Origin of the sequence: Pseudomonas fluorescens NCIMB 11764 (genome assembly GCF_000293885.2) — a bacterium.
In the GTDB taxonomy this organism is placed as follows: Bacteria; Pseudomonadota; Gammaproteobacteria; order Pseudomonadales; family Pseudomonadaceae; genus Aquipseudomonas; species Aquipseudomonas fluorescens_B.
The window spans coordinates 4,460,327-4,476,055 of record NZ_CP010945.1; the positions used below are offsets into that span (position 1 = coordinate 4,460,327).

15 protein-coding genes and 1 pseudogene are annotated in these 15,729 nt (G+C 60.3%); 10 read left to right on the top strand and 6 right to left on the bottom strand.

Annotation, left to right across the window (positions count from 1 at the left end):
- Positions 1 to 10: 10 nt before the first annotated feature.
- Both B723_RS20475 and B723_RS20480 read right to left on the bottom strand, forming a co-directional pair.
- Complete coding sequence (locus B723_RS20475) at positions 11 to 1,483, bottom strand: nucleobase:cation symporter-2 family protein (RefSeq protein WP_017338664.1); 1,473 nt, start codon at positions 1,481 to 1,483, stop codon at positions 11 to 13.
- Positions 1,484 to 1,586: 103 nt separating this feature from the next.
- The gene (locus tag B723_RS20480) at positions 1,587 to 2,480 is read right to left on the bottom strand and encodes a LysR family transcriptional regulator (RefSeq protein WP_017338665.1); all 894 of its coding nucleotides are present in this window, start codon (positions 2,478 to 2,480) and stop codon (positions 1,587 to 1,589) included.
- Positions 2,481 to 2,581: 101 nt separating this feature from the next.
- Here B723_RS20480 and B723_RS20485 point away from each other — a divergent pair, with 101 nt between their 5' ends.
- Positions 2,582 to 3,673, top strand: coding sequence for a polyamine ABC transporter substrate-binding protein (locus B723_RS20485; RefSeq protein WP_017338666.1), 1,092 nt, complete (start codon positions 2,582 to 2,584; stop codon positions 3,671 to 3,673).
- A 19-nt stretch (positions 3,674 to 3,692) separates the two neighbouring features.
- Complete coding sequence (gene speB / locus B723_RS20490; RefSeq protein WP_017338667.1) at positions 3,693 to 4,652, top strand: agmatinase; 960 nt, start codon at positions 3,693 to 3,695, stop codon at positions 4,650 to 4,652.
- A gap of 152 nt (positions 4,653 to 4,804) precedes the next feature.
- Here speB and B723_RS20495 read toward each other — a convergent pair whose 3' ends face one another.
- Positions 4,805 to 5,857: an aldo/keto reductase gene (locus B723_RS20495; protein WP_017338668.1), complete on the bottom strand. Its 1,053-nt coding sequence runs from the start codon at positions 5,855 to 5,857 to the stop codon at positions 4,805 to 4,807.
- A 203-nt stretch (positions 5,858 to 6,060) separates the two neighbouring features.
- On the opposite strand from B723_RS20495, the gene B723_RS20500 reads away from it, so the two are divergent.
- The 5 genes and pseudogenes from B723_RS20500 (at position 6,061) to B723_RS20520 (ending at position 9,511) form a co-directional block, all read left to right on the top strand.
- Positions 6,061 to 6,777, top strand: coding sequence for a helix-turn-helix transcriptional regulator (locus B723_RS20500; RefSeq protein ID WP_017338669.1), 717 nt, complete (start codon positions 6,061 to 6,063; stop codon positions 6,775 to 6,777).
- 52 nt (positions 6,778 to 6,829) lie between these two features.
- Positions 6,830 to 7,171, top strand: a pseudogene (locus tag B723_RS20505) (nuclear transport factor 2 family protein).
- A gap of 30 nt (positions 7,172 to 7,201) precedes the next feature.
- Positions 7,202 to 8,320 (top strand): cell division protein ZapE, encoded by a 1,119-nt coding sequence (gene zapE, locus B723_RS20510; protein ID WP_017338671.1) that lies wholly within the window; start codon positions 7,202 to 7,204, stop codon positions 8,318 to 8,320.
- An 18-nt stretch (positions 8,321 to 8,338) separates the two neighbouring features.
- Positions 8,339 to 8,926, top strand: a complete 588-nt coding sequence (locus B723_RS20515; RefSeq protein ID WP_017338672.1) for a DinB family protein — start codon at positions 8,339 to 8,341, stop codon at positions 8,924 to 8,926.
- 93 nt (positions 8,927 to 9,019) lie between these two features.
- A complete protein-coding gene (locus B723_RS20520; protein WP_017338673.1) occupies positions 9,020 to 9,511 on the top strand; it encodes a GNAT family N-acetyltransferase in 492 nt (163 codons plus the stop codon).
- A gap of 107 nt (positions 9,512 to 9,618) precedes the next feature.
- Here the strand turns inward: B723_RS20520 and B723_RS20525 are convergent, their stop codons facing one another.
- The 3 genes from B723_RS20525 to B723_RS20535 all read right to left on the bottom strand — a co-directional run bounded on the left by B723_RS20525 (position 9,619) and on the right by B723_RS20535 (position 12,112).
- Entirely contained in the window at positions 9,619 to 9,819 is a 201-nt protein-coding gene (locus tag B723_RS20525) for a hypothetical protein (protein ID WP_017338674.1), read from the bottom strand.
- Between the two features lie 163 nt (positions 9,820 to 9,982).
- A complete protein-coding gene (locus B723_RS20530; RefSeq protein WP_017338675.1) occupies positions 9,983 to 11,731 on the bottom strand; it encodes a phosphoethanolamine transferase CptA in 1,749 nt (582 codons plus the stop codon).
- A 198-nt stretch (positions 11,732 to 11,929) separates the two neighbouring features.
- On the bottom strand, positions 11,930 to 12,112 hold the full coding sequence (locus tag B723_RS20535; protein WP_017338676.1) for a DUF6026 family protein: 183 nt from the start codon (positions 12,110 to 12,112) through the stop codon (positions 11,930 to 11,932).
- 271 nt (positions 12,113 to 12,383) lie between these two features.
- On the opposite strand from B723_RS20535, the gene gnd reads away from it, so the two are divergent.
- The 3 genes from gnd to B723_RS20550 are packed head-to-tail and all read left to right on the top strand — an operon-like array spanning position 12,384 to position 15,702.
- Positions 12,384 to 13,364 (top strand): phosphogluconate dehydrogenase (NAD(+)-dependent, decarboxylating), encoded by a 981-nt coding sequence (gene gnd / locus B723_RS20540; protein ID WP_017338677.1) that lies wholly within the window; start codon positions 12,384 to 12,386, stop codon positions 13,362 to 13,364.
- On the top strand, positions 13,361 to 14,884 hold the full coding sequence (gene zwf / locus B723_RS20545) for a glucose-6-phosphate dehydrogenase (protein ID WP_052909700.1): 1,524 nt from the start codon (positions 13,361 to 13,363) through the stop codon (positions 14,882 to 14,884). Before gnd ends, zwf begins: the two co-directional genes overlap by 4 nt.
- On the top strand, positions 14,881 to 15,702 hold the full coding sequence (locus B723_RS20550; protein ID WP_017338679.1) for a Cof-type HAD-IIB family hydrolase: 822 nt from the start codon (positions 14,881 to 14,883) through the stop codon (positions 15,700 to 15,702). Before zwf ends, B723_RS20550 begins: the two co-directional genes overlap by 4 nt.
- Positions 15,703 to 15,729 lie beyond the last annotated feature (27 nt).

Sequence of the window (15,729 nt, forward strand, 5' to 3'; positions counted from 1 at the left end):
TTGAGCGTGCCTAGCGGTTCAACTGTGCGACAACCGCAGGCGAGGCGGGTTCACCTTTGGCCGGCACATCCGGGTTTTCCATGACCTGGAGTATCGAGGCTTCCGGATCGAAATCGTCTTCTTCCAGCTCGATGAATTCTTCGGGCAGGAAGATATTCAGCACGATAGCGCACAACGCGCCGACGGTGATCGGCGATTCAAAGATGTTGTGCAGCGCTTTCGGCAACTCGCGCAGCACCTCCGGCACAGCCGCCACACCAAGACCCATGCCGAGGGAAATCGCCACGATCAGCATGTTGCGCCGGTGCAGGCCGGCTTCGGCGAGGATCTTGATGCCGGCCACCGCCACGGTGCCGAACATCACCAGTTCAGCGCCACCGAGTACCGGTTTGGGCATCAGTTGCAGCACGGCGCCGATCATCGGGAACAACCCCAGCACCACCAGTAGACCGGCAATGAAAAAAGCCACGTAACGGCTGGCCACGCCGGTCAGTTGAATCACGCCGTTGTTCTGCGCGAAGGTTACCATCGGCATGCTGTTGAACACGGCTGCCATGGCTGAGTTGAGACCGTCGGCGAGCAGGCCGGACTTGATCCGGCGGAGGTAGATCGGGCCTTTGACCGGCTGCCGGGAAATCATCGAGTTGGCGGTGAGATCGCCTGCGGCCTCCAGCGGCGACACCAGGAAAATCACTGCCACCGGCACGAACGCCACCCAGTCGAAGTTGAACCCGTACTTGAACGGCACCGGCACGCTCATCAGCGGCACGTCGGGCATGTTGCTGAAATCCACGTGGCCCATGAACCAGGCGACGACATAACCGAAGGTCAGGCCGATCACGATCGCCCCGAGACGCAGGAACGGCACATCCACCCGGTTCAACACCACGATGGTGCCGAGCACCAGCGCTGCCAATCCCAGATGGCTGGCGGCACCGAGGTCGGTCGCGCCGAAGCCGCCGGCGATGTCGGTCATGGCGACTTTGATCAGCGACAGGCCCATCAGCGTGATGATCGTCCCGGTCACTACCGGCGTGATCAGCATCCGCAGTTTGCCGATGAACTGGCTCAACACCACCTCAATGAACGCGGCGAAAAAACACACGCCAAAGATCGTCGAAAGAATTTCATCGGTGCCGCCGCCGCGCGCCTTGACCATGAAACCGGCGCTGAGGATCACGCTGATGAACGAAAAACTGGTGCCTTGCAGGCACAGCAAACCGGAACCGATCGGGCCGAATCGGCGTGCCTGGACAAAGGTACCCAGGCCTGAGACAAACAGCGCCATGCTGATCAGATAGGGAATTTCGCTTTGCAGGCCGAGGGCGCTGCCCATGATCAGGGTCGGGGTAATGATGCCGACGAAACTGGCGAGTACGTGTTGCAGGGCGGCGAAGACCGTGGCGGTCAAATGCGGGCGGTCGTCGAGGCCGTAGATCAGGTCGCTGTGGCGCGGGGCAGGGGCTTTTTCAGAGGCGGTCATGGTGGTTTGCGTGCCGAAAGGCGGGCCTGGGCAGAAAATGGAGGCGCAGGATGCCAGAAAGACAGGTATGTCGAAACATTAACTCGGGTTTACACCGGGGGATTCAGGCAAACGCTGCCAGTAGATCCTCTTCAAACGCTTTCTGTGCATCCCCCGGCACCTGCGCCCGATGGCGGGCAAGATGGAAGGCCACGTCGAAACTCATATCGCTTTGGCGCACGGCCTTGAGCAACCCTTTGTCTTCCCAGCTGCGGGCGAAATGACTGGGCAGATAGCCGACATGCTTGCCGGACAGAATGAAAGCGAGGGTGCCCTCGACCTGTTCCGAGCGCGCCGAGCACCGCTTGCCCTGGAAGGGCTCATCGCTGCGTAGAAAGCGGTAAGGGTGATCCACCCGGTCGCAGGCCTGCAACGCCTGATCGTCTGGCGCATCGTCAGTGAACAGCGGATGGCCGGGGGCGCAATACAAATGCTGGGTTTCGCTGAACAGTTCGCGGTAGTCAAACGCACTCTGCACCTGTGAGAAATAACCGATCGCCAGGTCCAGCCGTTGTTGCAGCAGCAAGCGCTCCATCTCGCCGGGCATGGCGCTGATCAACTCGATGCGCACCGACTCATCGCGCTCGCGAAAGCGGCGGATCGCCTCGGCCACCCGCTGTAGCACCGATTGATCCACGGCTTCGGACAGCCCCAGACGCACCTCGCCGATCAGGCGGCCGGCCACGCCATTGGATTGATGACGGAACGCTTCGATCGACTCGAACAGCCCCCGCGTCGCGATCAGCAGTTGTTCGCCTTTGGGGGTGACCCTGAATCCACCCTTGCCGCGACTGCACAGCCGATAACCGAGCCGGGTTTCGAGCCTGGCCATTTGCTGGCTGATGCTCGATTGACTCAGGCCCAGTTCTCCCTGGGCCGCACTGAAACCGCCACATTCCACCACGCTGACAAACAGACGCAGCAATTGCAGATCCACATCGTGAAGCTGGCCGAGCATCAAACATTACTCCGCAATAAAGTCAGGATAATTGACTTGGTATTTTTTCAATGTATCCGACGACGCATGCTGCAGCCACTTCCTCTGGTCAGGTGTTCGTCATGGGTCCTTCATTCAAGCTGTGTTTACCCGCGCTGTTCCTTTCCATGGCGGTTTCGGCTCAGGCCGAGGAAAACGTCGTCAATCTCTACAGCTGGGCCGATTACGTCGCGCCGGACACCTTGCAGCGCTTCGAGCAGGAAACCGGCATTCATGTGCGCTACGACACCTTCGACTCCTCGGAAGTGCTGGAAACCAAGCTGCTCACCGGCGGCAGTGGTTATGACGTGGTGGTGCCGTCGTCCAGCGTGCTGGCGCGCGGGTTGGCGGCCGGCGCGTTGAAGGCGATTCCCCACGAAGGCCTCAAGGGCTACGCCAACCTCGATCCGGACTTGCTGGAAAAACTCGCCGCGGTCGATCCCGGCAACCGCTACGGCGTGCCCTATACCTGGGGCACTTTGGGGCTTGGGATGAATGTCGAAGCGGTGAAAAAGCGTTTGCCTAATGTGCCGCACAACAGCCTCGATCTGTTATTCAAACCCGAATATGCCAGCCAGTTGAAAGACTGTGGCATTGCCATTCTCGATTCGCCACAAGAGGTGATCGGCCTGGCGCTGCACTATCTGGGTAAAGATCCCTACAGCACCGACAAGTCTGATCTGTCAGCCGCCGAGGCCTTGTTGCATCAGCTTCAGCCGAATGTGCTGTACGTCGCCACCGGGCGGCAGATCAGCGATCTGGCCAATGGCAGCGTTTGTCTGGCGTTGACCTACAACGGTGACGCCAGCATGGCTGCCGATCAGGCGCGCAAAGCCGGCAAGCCCTACGAAGTGGCGTACCGGATTCCCAGGGAGGGCACGCTGGTCTGGCAGGACAACCTGGCGATTCCCAAGGATGCACCGCACCCCGAAGCTGCCCGCGCCTTCATCGAGTTCATGTTGCGCCCCGAATCCGTCGCGGCGCTGACCAACACGCTGTTCTTCGCCACGGCCAACCAGGCCGCCACGCCGCTGGTGGATGAAGCGGTGCGCACCGATCCGGACATTTACCCGCACGCCGATGTGCGCGAACGGCTGTACGCCGACCGCAGCATGAGCCTCAAGGACATGCGTCAGCGCACCCGTTTGTGGACCACTTTCCGTAGCCGCCAATAACTAAAACAAGGAGAAACCGATGGACGTCCCAGTGCAAAACGATCAGGCCATGACCCGCGACAGCCTTTACGGGACTGCCGCCGAAAGTACCTACGCCGGCATCACCAGTTTCATGCGTCGTCGCTACAGCCGTGACTTGCGCGGTGTTGACGTTGCCGTCAGCGGCGTGCCGTTCGATACCGCCACCAGCAACCGTCCCGGCGCGCGTTTCGGACCCCGTGGCATTCGCGCTGCATCCACCGCGATTGCCTGGGAACGCCACTGGCCGTGGGCGTTCGATCCGTTCGATCACCTCGCCGTGATCGACTACGGTGATTGCGACTTCGATTACGGCTCGCCTCATACGGTACCGGAAAGCATTGAAGCCCACGCCGAACGCATTCTGAATGCCGGTTGCGCGATGCTGACCTTCGGCGGCGATCACTTCATCAGTTACCCGCTGCTCAAGGCCCACGCCCGTAAACATGGGGCGCTTTCGCTGATCCATTTTGACGCGCACAGCGACACCTGGCCGGACGAAGAGGGCAAGCGCGTCGATCACGGCACGATGTTCTGGCATGCGGCCAAGGAAGGTCTGGTGGACCCGTCGCGCTCGGTACAGATCGGCTTGCGCACCACCAATGACGATCATCAGGGCTTTCAGGTACTGGATGCGCGGCAAGTACATCGCCGTGGAGTGGAGGCGATTGCCGAAGCCATTCGGGCACGGGTCGGCGACAACCCGGTGTACCTGACATTCGACATCGATTGCCTCGACCCCGCCTTCGCCCCCGGCACCGGAACGCCGGTGTGCGGCGGTTTGAGTACGGTGCAGGCGCTGGAAATCCTCGGCGGGTTGCGCGGGATCAATCTGGTGGGTATGGATGTGGTAGAGGTGGCGCCGGCCTACGACAGTGCGGACATTACCTCACTGGCGGCGGCGACGTTGGCGATGGAGATGCTGTGTTTGTATGCGGCTAAACATAAGGTGGATCGATAGTCCGTGATCAAAATGCGGGAGCAAACCTCCGTGGCGAGGGAGCTTGCTCCCGCTGGGGCGCGAAGCGGCCCCAAAAGCCTTGCGACTGCTTCGCAGCCGAGCGGGAGCAAGCTCCCTCGCCACGGAGGTTCTTTCCCGCAATCTGGTGGGTGTCAGGCGACCGGAATTATCGGCAGATCCAGGGTTTCACTCCCGCCAAACCGTGCAACAGAACCGGCAATGGACTCATGTGGCACACCCATCGCCACGGCGCTGACCCCATCCAGCCGCGCCAACTGTTCCGCGCTCACCTGCACATTCAACGCGCCCAACGTCGCATCCAGCTGCTCACGCGTACGCGAACCCAGAATCGGAATCAGCGCGGTCGTCGAGCGCTTGGCTTTTTCCCGCAGCCAGGCAATGGCCACGTGCGTCGGGCTGGCGCCCAGTTCTGCCGCGACGGCGAGCAAGGTGTCGAGCAGGGCGGTTTCGCGGGCGCTTTTCTCGGCGTGCACCAGCATGCCCAGTTTAGCGGCGCGGTTGTTCTCGTCGCTGGAACGGTATTTGCCAGTCAGGAACCCGCCACCCAAGGGCGACCATAAGGTCGCGGCCAGCCCCAACGCTTCGGCCATCGGCAGTTGTTCACGTTCGGCCGTGCGTTCGGCGAGGCTGTACTCGACCTGAATGGCGGCAATCGGCGCAAAACCGCGGACTTCGGCCAGCAGGTCGGCCCGGGCGATGCGCCACGCCGGGAAGTTCGACAGGCCGGCGTAGTGAATCTTGCCGGCGCGCACCAGATCATCGAAACCCCGCAGGATCTCTTCCATGGGCGTGACACCGTCACTCATGTGCGCCCAGAAGAGGTCGATGTGGTCGGTCTTGAGCCGTGCCAGGCTTTCTTCCACGGCGCGAACCATGTTCTTGCGGTTGTTGCCGGTGTGGGAAATGCCCGCCGCCGGCGTAGTTCCCAAGGTGTATTTGGTGGCGATGACCAGGCGATCACGCTCCGGGGCGATGAACTCGCTGAGCATGGCTTCCGACTGGCCACCCTGATAACCGTTGGCGGTGTCGATGAAATTGCCGCCGGCCTCCAGGTAGCCATCAAATATGCGTTGGGCTTCATCGCGTTCGGCGCCATGGCCCCAACCCGTACCAAAGTTACCCGCGCCCAACGCCAGTTCCGAAACACGCAAGCCGGTTTTTCGGCCGAACACTTTGTAATGCATGGGATGACTCCTGGAGGGAATAGTCGGTGACTGATTATAAATGTCGTATGACATGTATAAAAGATGATAGCTGTCATGTATTTCGTCAAGGAGCTTTTTCAATCGCGGCAATAAGGCCGGCCACCGAGCGTTTCGCTACTGCCACTTTCTGACAGGATCCTCTGCTAAGCTCCGACCACTTTTCCGGAAAGAGCTCGCCAATCGTGTCTCGCACCACGCGTTTACTGACCCTGTTGCAAGTGCTGCGCGGCAAGAGTCGCCCGGTCACGGCAGCGACCCTTGCCGGTGAACTGGAGATTTCCGAGCGCACGCTATACCGCGATATCGCTGAACTGACCGCGCTGGGTGCGCCGATCTACGGCGAGGCGGGCATCGGTTACGTGCTGCGCAGCGGTTTGTTTCTGCCGCCTTTGATGCTCAACGCCGACGAAACCGAAGCCATCGTGCTGGGACTGCGCTACGTGGATCAGCGCGGTGATGAGGTGTTGAGCAAGGCGGCAGCCGATGCGCTGGCCAAGATTGCTGCGGTGCTGGCGCCCGAGGCGCTGGACGCCTTACGCAACCCGACGGTACTGCCGGGCCCGCCCGGTTATGGCTTCGCACCCAATGCCGTGGCGTTGAATGTGTTTCGCCAGGCGATCCGCAATCAGGCCAAGTTGCACATCGACTATGCGGACGCCCAACAGGTGCCGAGCCAGCGGTTGATCTGGCCTTTGGCGCTGGGGTTTCTCAACGAAGTGCGAATCATCGTCGCCTGGTGTGAACTCCGCGGCGCCTATCGGACGTTTCGCACCGACCGGATTTCGGCGGCAGACGAGCAGGGCGAGCGTTATCCGGGGCGCCGTGGTGACCTGTTGCGCACCTGGCGCAAGCAGATGCAACTGGATGAGGCGGGGCGTTTCACTCCTGACAAGAACTGACACAGGCATGTTTTAGCATGGCTCCAGAATCAACCAACAAGGAGTTATAAACATGTCCAGTTCCGCCTCTTCGCTGGCGCCCGCCATCGCCGCTTACCTGGCTGCCGCCAATGCCCGCGACACCTAGAGGGTCGCCAGTTTCTTCGCTGAGGATGCCAATGTGTTCGACGAAGGCCGGCATCAGATCGGCGCCCAGGCCATCGCCCAGTGGATGCAGGACACTGCCCGGCGTTATCAGCCAAAAGTCGAAGTGCTCGACGTGCAACTGCGCACGGGCAAGGTACTGGTGCATAACCGGGTGTCCGGCACGTTTCCCGGCAGCCCGCTGGAATTGCGCTACATGTTCCGTCTGAACGAGCAGGGCAAGATCGCTCGACTGGACATTTCACTGTAGCGGCCGCGCCGCGATGGCATACTGCCGCGCATGAATGTCGACTCCCCGTTAAGCGCCTGGCAACACGCCATCGAACAGAAGGGCTTCGTCCAGGACGAAGCCCAGGAGCATGCTGTCTGGGCGTTGCAAAAATGCTACGAAGCGCTGCATGAAGGTCGCGCGCAGGTGATGGGCGTTTACCTCTGGGGCCCGGTCGGGCGGGGCAAGACCTGGTTGATGGACCAGTTCTACCAAAGCTTGCAGGTCCCGGCCCGACGCCAGCACTTTCATCACTTCATGGGCTGGGTGCATCAGCGCTCGTTTCAGCTGACCGGCACTGCCGACCCGCTGAAAGCGCTGGCCCGGGAATTGAGCGAAGAAGTGCGCGTGCTGTGTTTCGATGAGCTGTTCGTCAATGACATCGGCGACGCGATCATTCTCGGGCGCTTGTTTCAAGTGATGTTCGACCAGGGCGTGGTGGTGGTCTGCACCTCTAATCAGCCGCCGGACCTGCTGTACGCCGATGGCTTCAACCGTGACCGCTTCGTGCCGGCAATCGAGGCGATCAAGCGCCATATGCAGGTGATTGCAGTGGATGGCGGCGAAGACCATCGCTTGCATCCCGGCGCAGGTTTGCAACGCTATTGGGTCGCCGCGCCCGGTCAGTCTGGCGCGCTGGGCGATGTGTTCAAGGCGTTGACCGCCGGCCAGTCGGTTTTCGTCGAGCCGGTCAAGGTCGGCTACCGTTCGCTGAAGGTGGTGCAGGCCAGTGAAACCGTGCTCTGGTGCCGTTACGCCGACCTCTGCGAACAACCCTTTGCCGCCATGGATTTCATGGCCCTGTGCGACACCTACAAGGCTATTCTGTTGAGTGAAGTGCCCAACCTCAGCGCGCAAAAGCGCGAAGGGCGCATCGCCCGTGGTACCGAAGACGGTGTCGAGCGGGTGATGGCGGGCGATCGCGAATTGCCGCAATTGTCGGTACACGACGATGGTGTGCGGCGTTTCATCGCGTTGGTGGACGAATGCTACGACCGCAAAGTGCCGCTGTACCTTGAGGCGCAGGTGCCGATGGAATCGCTCTACACCGAAGGCTATCTGGAATTCCCGTTCCGTCGCACCCTGAGCCGCTTACAGGAAATGCAGCTGCAACGTTTCGCCGACGCTTGAACCCAAGGAGCCGCGAACATGAATCAGCCCTTGTCCCATCATTTGCTGACCATGGCCTATCAGAACGCCTGGGCCAATCATCGACTGGCCAAGGCCTGGGGGCAGTTGAGTCCGCAGGACCTGGTGGCGCCGCGAGTCAGTTTCTTCCCCAGCCTGCGGGCGACCCTCAATCACATCCTGACCTGCGACTGGTTTTATGTGGATGCGCTGGAACGTGAGTTGCGCGGGGATGCGCCACACCCGGATTGCTACGTGTTTTTTACTGACGACGAGCCGTTCACCGCCGCTGCGGACCTCAAGCGCGAACAGGCCCAGGTGGATCGTCGGTTGATCGCTTACTGCGAACAGATGCGCGACGCGGACCTGGGCAAGATCGTGACCATCGCCCGGGACACGCCGCAACACGAGAGTCGGCTGCGCATGCTGTCGCACCTGTTCGAGCACCAGATTCATCACCGTGGGCAGATTCACGCGATGCTCAGTGGAACGTCGATCGCACCACCGCAGCTGGACGAGTTTTTCTGTGTCGGTGAGTCGGGCCTTCGGGCCGCGGACTTCGCCGAACTGGGCTGGACCGAAGCGCTGATCTGGGGCACTTCCGGTTAAAGATTGCAGGATGAGCAGAACTCGCGATAGGGTCGCTGGACCTTGCGGTGCGGTCTGCGCGCCGGGGCTTTTTATGTGTGATCGAGGATGGAAATGGAATCCGCAGAAATTCTTGTGCTTCAGGCCAGCTACACCAACCCGGTGCATGCCGAGGCTGTACGCCTTGTGTTGAATCATTACGCCGAAGATCCGATGGGTGGCGGTCATTCATTGCCCGCCGAGGTGCTGGAGCACCTGCCGGAAGAACTGGCCAAGCGTCCCCATGCGTTCAGCGTGCTGGCTTTTGTCGGTGGAGAACCGGCCGGGCTGGTCAATTGCTTTGAAGGCTTTTCGACGTTCGCCTGTCGTCCGTTGGTCAACGTGCACGACGTCGTCGTGATGAAGGCGTTTCGTGGATTGGGCCTGAGCCAGAAGATGCTGCAGAAGGTCGAGGAAATCGCCCGTCAGCGTGGCTGCTGCAAAATCACCCTGGAAGTGCTGGAAGGTAATGCCGTGGCCCAGTCGTCCTACGCCAAATTCGGCTTCAGCGCCGGCATGTTCGATCCGGCGCACGGCCGGATGCTGTTCTGGACCAAGGCTCTGTAGCATCGCGCTCTGCTTTTTGCGGGAGCCGGCTTGCTGGCGGTGGCGATCTCCAAAACGCCGTCGTCAGCAAGCCGGCACCTACGCCTCCGAGTCTTGCCTCGCTCGGTTCATTGTTTGTAATGCTCCGTCACCTGCGCCGTCTGATCGTCCGGAACCCGGACTTGAGCGGTTTGCTGGCTCTGATTCTCCTGCTGGCTCAGCCGCAGGCTCTCGTAGTAATAGCGCATGCGTTCCGCGCCGCCTTCTGCAAATGCGCTGGCCGAAACGAACGTCATCAGGCCGGCAACGATCAAGGGTGTACGTTTCATGGTTCGCCTCCCACATCGGATATCGGGTGCCTTTCTTCCATGAAGCAATGTCGCGCGACCATTATCTGCCGATTTCGTTAATTGGGAATTAACTGCACATGGGCTTCCCCGTCCCGGTTTGGGACGGGCAAGAAAAAGGGGCCGGAAACGGCCCCTGAAAGGTTTACTGCAAAACGACGTTCGCGGGGTTTGGTTTCGCCTTTGGTTTGATCAGGCTGAAGTCGATCAATGCCTTCTGCTCGCGCTCATAGGGATTGCCGATCATCAGTGGGCGTGGTTTGAAACTGTCGCTGACCAGGCTCTTGCTGCGATCGAGCTCATCGAAATTCAACCCCGCCAGATCGGCCCAGGTATGGATCAGGTGCGAGCTGCTGTACGGCCGCCCGAGGTCTTCGGCGAAGCGCCAGTCATGGCTTTCGCGCCACTTCGGCGAAGCCCAGGCCATGAACGGAATGGTGTACATCGGCGCCGTCGGCTTGGCCTCGTTGCGACCCAGTGTGCTGTGGCCGGGCGAGTCGAAAACGTCTTCACCGTGGTCGGAGAGGTACAGCAGGAAACCGTTCGGATCGGACTTGGCATAGTCCTTGATCAGGCTCGAGACCACGAAGTCGTTGTACAGCACCGCGTTGTCATAGCTGTTGTAGGTCGGCAGTTGATCGTCACGCACGCCGGCGGGCACGCCATTGCGGTCCTTGAACTTGTCGAATGTCGACGGATAGCGGTACTGGTAGCTCATGTGGGTGCCGAGCAGATGCACGACGATCAACTTGCGTGGCGCCGCATCAGCCAGGGCCTTGTTGAACGGTTCGATCACATCGCCGTCGTACTGGGCGGCGTTCTGGTTACGGTTGTTGTTCAGGTACACCTGCTCGTCGGCCTGCTCGGAGAAGGTCGTGAGCATGGTGTTGCGTTTGGTCATGGTCTGCTGGTTGGTGATCCAGAACGTTTTGTAGCCGGCCTGTTTCATCATGCTGACCAATGACGGGGTCGACAGGTACAGGTCCGGGTTTTCTTCGTCGGCGAAGGTCAGCACCTGCTGCAGCGCCTCGATGGTGTAGGGGCGTGGGGTGATGACGTTATCGAAGACCGCCAGCTGATCCTTGAGCTTGTCCAGTTCCGGCGTGGTTTCACGCGGATAGCCATAGAGGCTCATGCGCTGACGGTTGGTGGATTCACCGATCACCAGCACCAGCGTGGCCGGCTGGTTGGCCGTGGCATCCTTGAGGTTGTGCAGCGGAGGAATCTTGCTCGCACTGGCGAGCATGTCCTGCATGCCGGCGAGGGTGTCGAGGTAACGGTGATAAGCCACTGCCATCTGCCATGGCACTGCCGGTTCGATACGGGTTTCGAATTTTTCGAAACCGCCGGCGAGGCTGCCGGTGCGGGCGGTCTGTTTGATCATCGGATAGCCGACCACAGCCACCAGAATGGCCGTCGCCGCCACCAGCGCGCGACCGCGGGGCATGTATACCGGGCGCAACCGTGTCCACAGGAAATACGCAAAAAGGGTGTGGGCGAGGAACGCTACAATCATCCACCAGGCGAAATACTGGGTCATGTACTCGCCAGCTTCAGAGATGTTCGACTCGAACATGATGAAGATGACGCTCTGGGAAAATTCCTGCTGATAGATGAAGAAATAACCCAGGCTGGCCATGGAACAGGCCCATAGCACCACGCCTATCAGTGCGGCCAACACACGGGTTTGCCGGGGAAACATCAGCATCGGCGCCAGCCAGATGGCGCTCATCACAAAGGCCTGGCGGAATCCGCTGAATCCGGAAGTGCCCGTCAACTGGATCAGCAGCTGGGTGATGCCGGAAAAATACCAGAAGAACACAAACAGCCACAGAATCCCTGCCCAATCGAATCCTTTCGCAGACAAACTGCTGCTGCGTTGAAACAAAGCCATTGCGCGCTCCAGCCAGAATCACTTTTCACCGCCGGGACTAAAAAGTCGCCGACGAACGGGGGCCGCGCGGACACCGAGCGGCCATATTGGGGCCGGAGTATCAACAAGGGGGTGTGAAAGTTTTGTGAGCTGGGAACGCTGGCGAATCGAAAAGACATATCGGAAACAGCGCAGGGCTGCTTCCGAATCAGGCGAGGGTCAGGCGTGGGGAGCTCGCAACGTGACAGGCTTCGGCTGAGCCTGGATGCCTTGAGTCAGCAGGCGCAATTGCTCGACTTCCTGCTTCAGTTGGTCGCGCTCGTCTTTCAACTGGCGCAATTCATCGCGACGGATCGTGACGTAAAGGGTTTGTGCTGGCCGTGCTGCTTGTACTGTGCCCATTGCTCACCTCGCAAATGGCTGTCTCAACTGTAAATCCGCCCCGACATCGGTGCTTATTTACTATCGGCACCGATTTTGATTTCTTTTGCCCCGCAAGGGAACTTTTTTATTTTTCATGGTCGTTGTGTCTTTGGCACGATTCCAGACGTTATCAGTCTGGATCGGGCACAATGCCCGGAAACTTCACGCCAACGCTCTGGACTAACCCTCATTAGTCGCGTTGGGCTATAACCTTTGACACACATTTATTTGTAGTAGGGAGCATCAGCACATGCAACTCGGGATTATTGGACTGGGCCGCATGGGCGGCAATATTGCGCGGCGCCTGATGCTCAACGGGCACACCACCGTTGTTTACGACCGCAATACCGCCTTCGTCGACACCCTGGCTGCCGAAGGCGCCAAAGGCGTCATCGACCTGCCGGCCCTGGTCGCTGGCCTGGCCAAGCCACGAGCGGTCTGGGTCATGCTGCCGGCCGGCGCACCGACCGAAGACACCATCGACACCCTGAGCACCTTGCTCGAACCCGGCGACACCATCATCGACGGCGGCAACACCTTCTATAAGGATGACATCCGCCGGGCGAAAACCCTGTCGGAAAAAGGCCTGCACTACGTCGACGTCGGCACCTCCGGCGGCGTCTGGGGCCTGGACCGCGGTTACTGCATGATGATCGGCGGCGAAGCCGAAGTGGTGAAACGCCTTGATCCGCTGTTCGACAGCCTGGCGCCGGGCATGGGTGATATCCCGCGCACCAAGGATCGCAAGTCGGACGACGATCGTGCCGAACGCGGTTACATCCACGCCGGTCCCGCAGGCTCTGGCCATTTCGTGAAGATGATCCACAACGGCATCGAATACGGAATGATGCAGGCCTTCGCCGAGGGCTTCGACATTCTCAAGACCAAGGCCAGCACCAACCTGCCGGAAGATCAGCGTTTTGATCTCAATGTCGCCGACATCGCCGAAGTCTGGCGCCGTGGCAGCGTCGTGTCGTCCTGGCTGCTCGACCTGACGGCTGACGCCCTCGCCAGCGATCCGAAACTCGACGGTTACTCAGGCTCGGTGGCTGACAGCGGTGAAGGTCGCTGGACCATCGAAGCCGCCATGGAGCAATCGGTGCCCGTGCCGGTGCTGTCGAACTCGCTGTTCTCCCGCTACCGTTCCCGCGGGCAAGGCACCTTTGGCGACAAGATTCTCTCTGCCCAGCGCTTCGGCTTCGGCGGCCACGTGGAGACTGCGAAAAAATGACCCGCTTGATCCGCAATAAATCCAAGGCAGAACCCGCACCACCGACCACGCTGTTCCTGTTCGGTGCCCACGGAGACCTGGTCAAGCGCTTGCTGATGCCGGCGCTGTACAACCTGAGTCGCGACGGTCTGCTTGGCGATGGACTGCGGATCATTGGCGTTGACCACAACGCCATCACCGATGAGGCCTTTGCGCAGAAGCTTGAAGATTTCATTCGCGCTGAAGTGGCGAGCAAGGTCGGCAAGGGCGATCAAGCCCTTGATCCGCAGCTGTGGGCCAAACTCGCCAAAGGCATCAGCTACGTCCAGGGCGATTTCCTGGACGACAACACCTATCAGGCGCTGGCGGCGAAAATTGCCGCCAGCGGCACCGGCAACGCGGTGTTCTATCTGGCCACCGCGCCACGTTTCTTCAGCGAAGTGGTGCGTCGCCTCGGCGCCGCCGGTTTGCTGCAAGAGACACCGGAAGCCTTCAGGAGGGTGGTGATCGAAAAACCGTTCGGTTCCGATCTGCACACTGCCGAAGCCTTGAACGCGTGTTTGCTAAGGGTCATGACGGAGAACCAGATCTACCGGATCGATCACTATCTGGGCAAGGAAACCGTGCAGAACATTCTGATCAGCCGGTTCTCCAACAGCCTGTTTGAAGCCTTCTGGAACAACCATTACATCGACCACGTACAAATCACCGCCGCGGAAACCGTCGGTGTGGAAACCCGTGGCAGTTTTTACGAGCACACCGGCGCTCTGCGGGACATGGTGCCCAATCACCTGTTCCAGCTATTGGCGATGGTGGCCATGGAACCGCCGGCCGCCTTTGGCGCCGATGCGGTTCGCGGCGAGAAAGCCAAAGTAGTGGGAGCGATCCGTCCCTGGTCCACCGAAGAGGCGCGAGCCAATTCGGTACGCGGCCAATACACCGCCAGCGAAATCGACGGCAAGCCACTGCCTGGTTATCGCCAGGAAAACAACGTAGCGCCCGACAGCACCACCGAAACCTATGTCGCGCTCAAAGTCATGATCGACAACTGGCGTTGGGTCGGCGTGCCGTTCTACCTGCGCACCGGCAAGCGCATGAGCGTGCGCGACACCGAGATCGTCATCTGTTTCAAACCGGCGCCTTATGCTCAGTTCCGTGATACCGAGGTCGATGAGCTGCAACCGACCTACCTGCGGATCCAGATTCAGCCCAATGAAGGCATGTGGTTCGATCTTCTGGCCAAGCGGCCTGGCCCGGCGCTGAAAATGGCCAATATCGAACTGGGTTTTGCCTACAAGGATTTCTTTGAGATGCAGCCGTCCACCGGCTACGAAACCTTGATCTACGATTGCTTGACCGGCGATCAGACGCTGTTCCAGCGCGCTGACAATATCGAAAACGGCTGGCGCGCCGTGCAACCTTTTCTCGACGCCTGGCAGCAGGACCCGAGCCTACAGACCTACGCGGCTGGTGAAGACGGCCCGGCGACGGCAGAAGACCTGCTGGCTCGCGACGGCCGCGTCTGGCATAGCCTCGGATGAGTGGTGAAACGCAACAACTCATTCGCTTTTTGCTCAGTGACATGGACGGCACGTTGTTGCTGCCGGACCACAGCCTAAGCCAGCGCACCATAGAAGCCGTTCGTTCGTTGCGCGACGCGGGTGTTCTGTTCAGCCTGGCCACTGGCCGGCCGCCGAAAGCCATGTTGCAGCAGATCGAAGCGCTGGGCGTGGACTTGCCGACGGCGGCCTTCAATGGCGGCACGATCGTCCATCCCGATGGCAGTTTGCTGGTCGCGCATTATTTGCCGGCCACGGCCGCACTGACCACGCTGACGCTGTTTGCCGATCTGCCGGACATTGAGGTGTGGGTATTCAGTGGCGGCGACTGGCTGGTGAAAGACCCGACCGGGCCGATGGTGCCCCGGGAACAGCATGGCCTGGGGTATCCGCCAGTGGTGGTGGAAAGTTTTGAACCGTATCTGGAACACATCGACAAGATCGTCGCGGCGAGCAATAACGCGCAGCTGTTGATTGAGCTGGAGGCGCAATTGCTGCCCATGGTCGAGGGTCAGGCCCAGGTCTCGCGATCGCAACCGGTTTATCTGGATGTGACCGCGATGCAGGCGAACAAGGGCTCAGCGCTGGCGACACTGGCGGAGTTCCTGGGTGTGCCGATCGAGCAGACGGCGGCCATGGGCGATGGCGGCAATGACCCCGCCATGTTTCACCGCGCAGGCCTGTCGATCGCCATGGGGCAGTCGGAAGAAGCGGTGAAGCGTCAGGCTGACGTGGTGACCGGGGCCAATACCGAAGACGGTGCGGCGCAGGCGATCGAGCGGTATATCCTCCCTCGCTAGCGACACAAAACCAATGTGGGAGCGAGA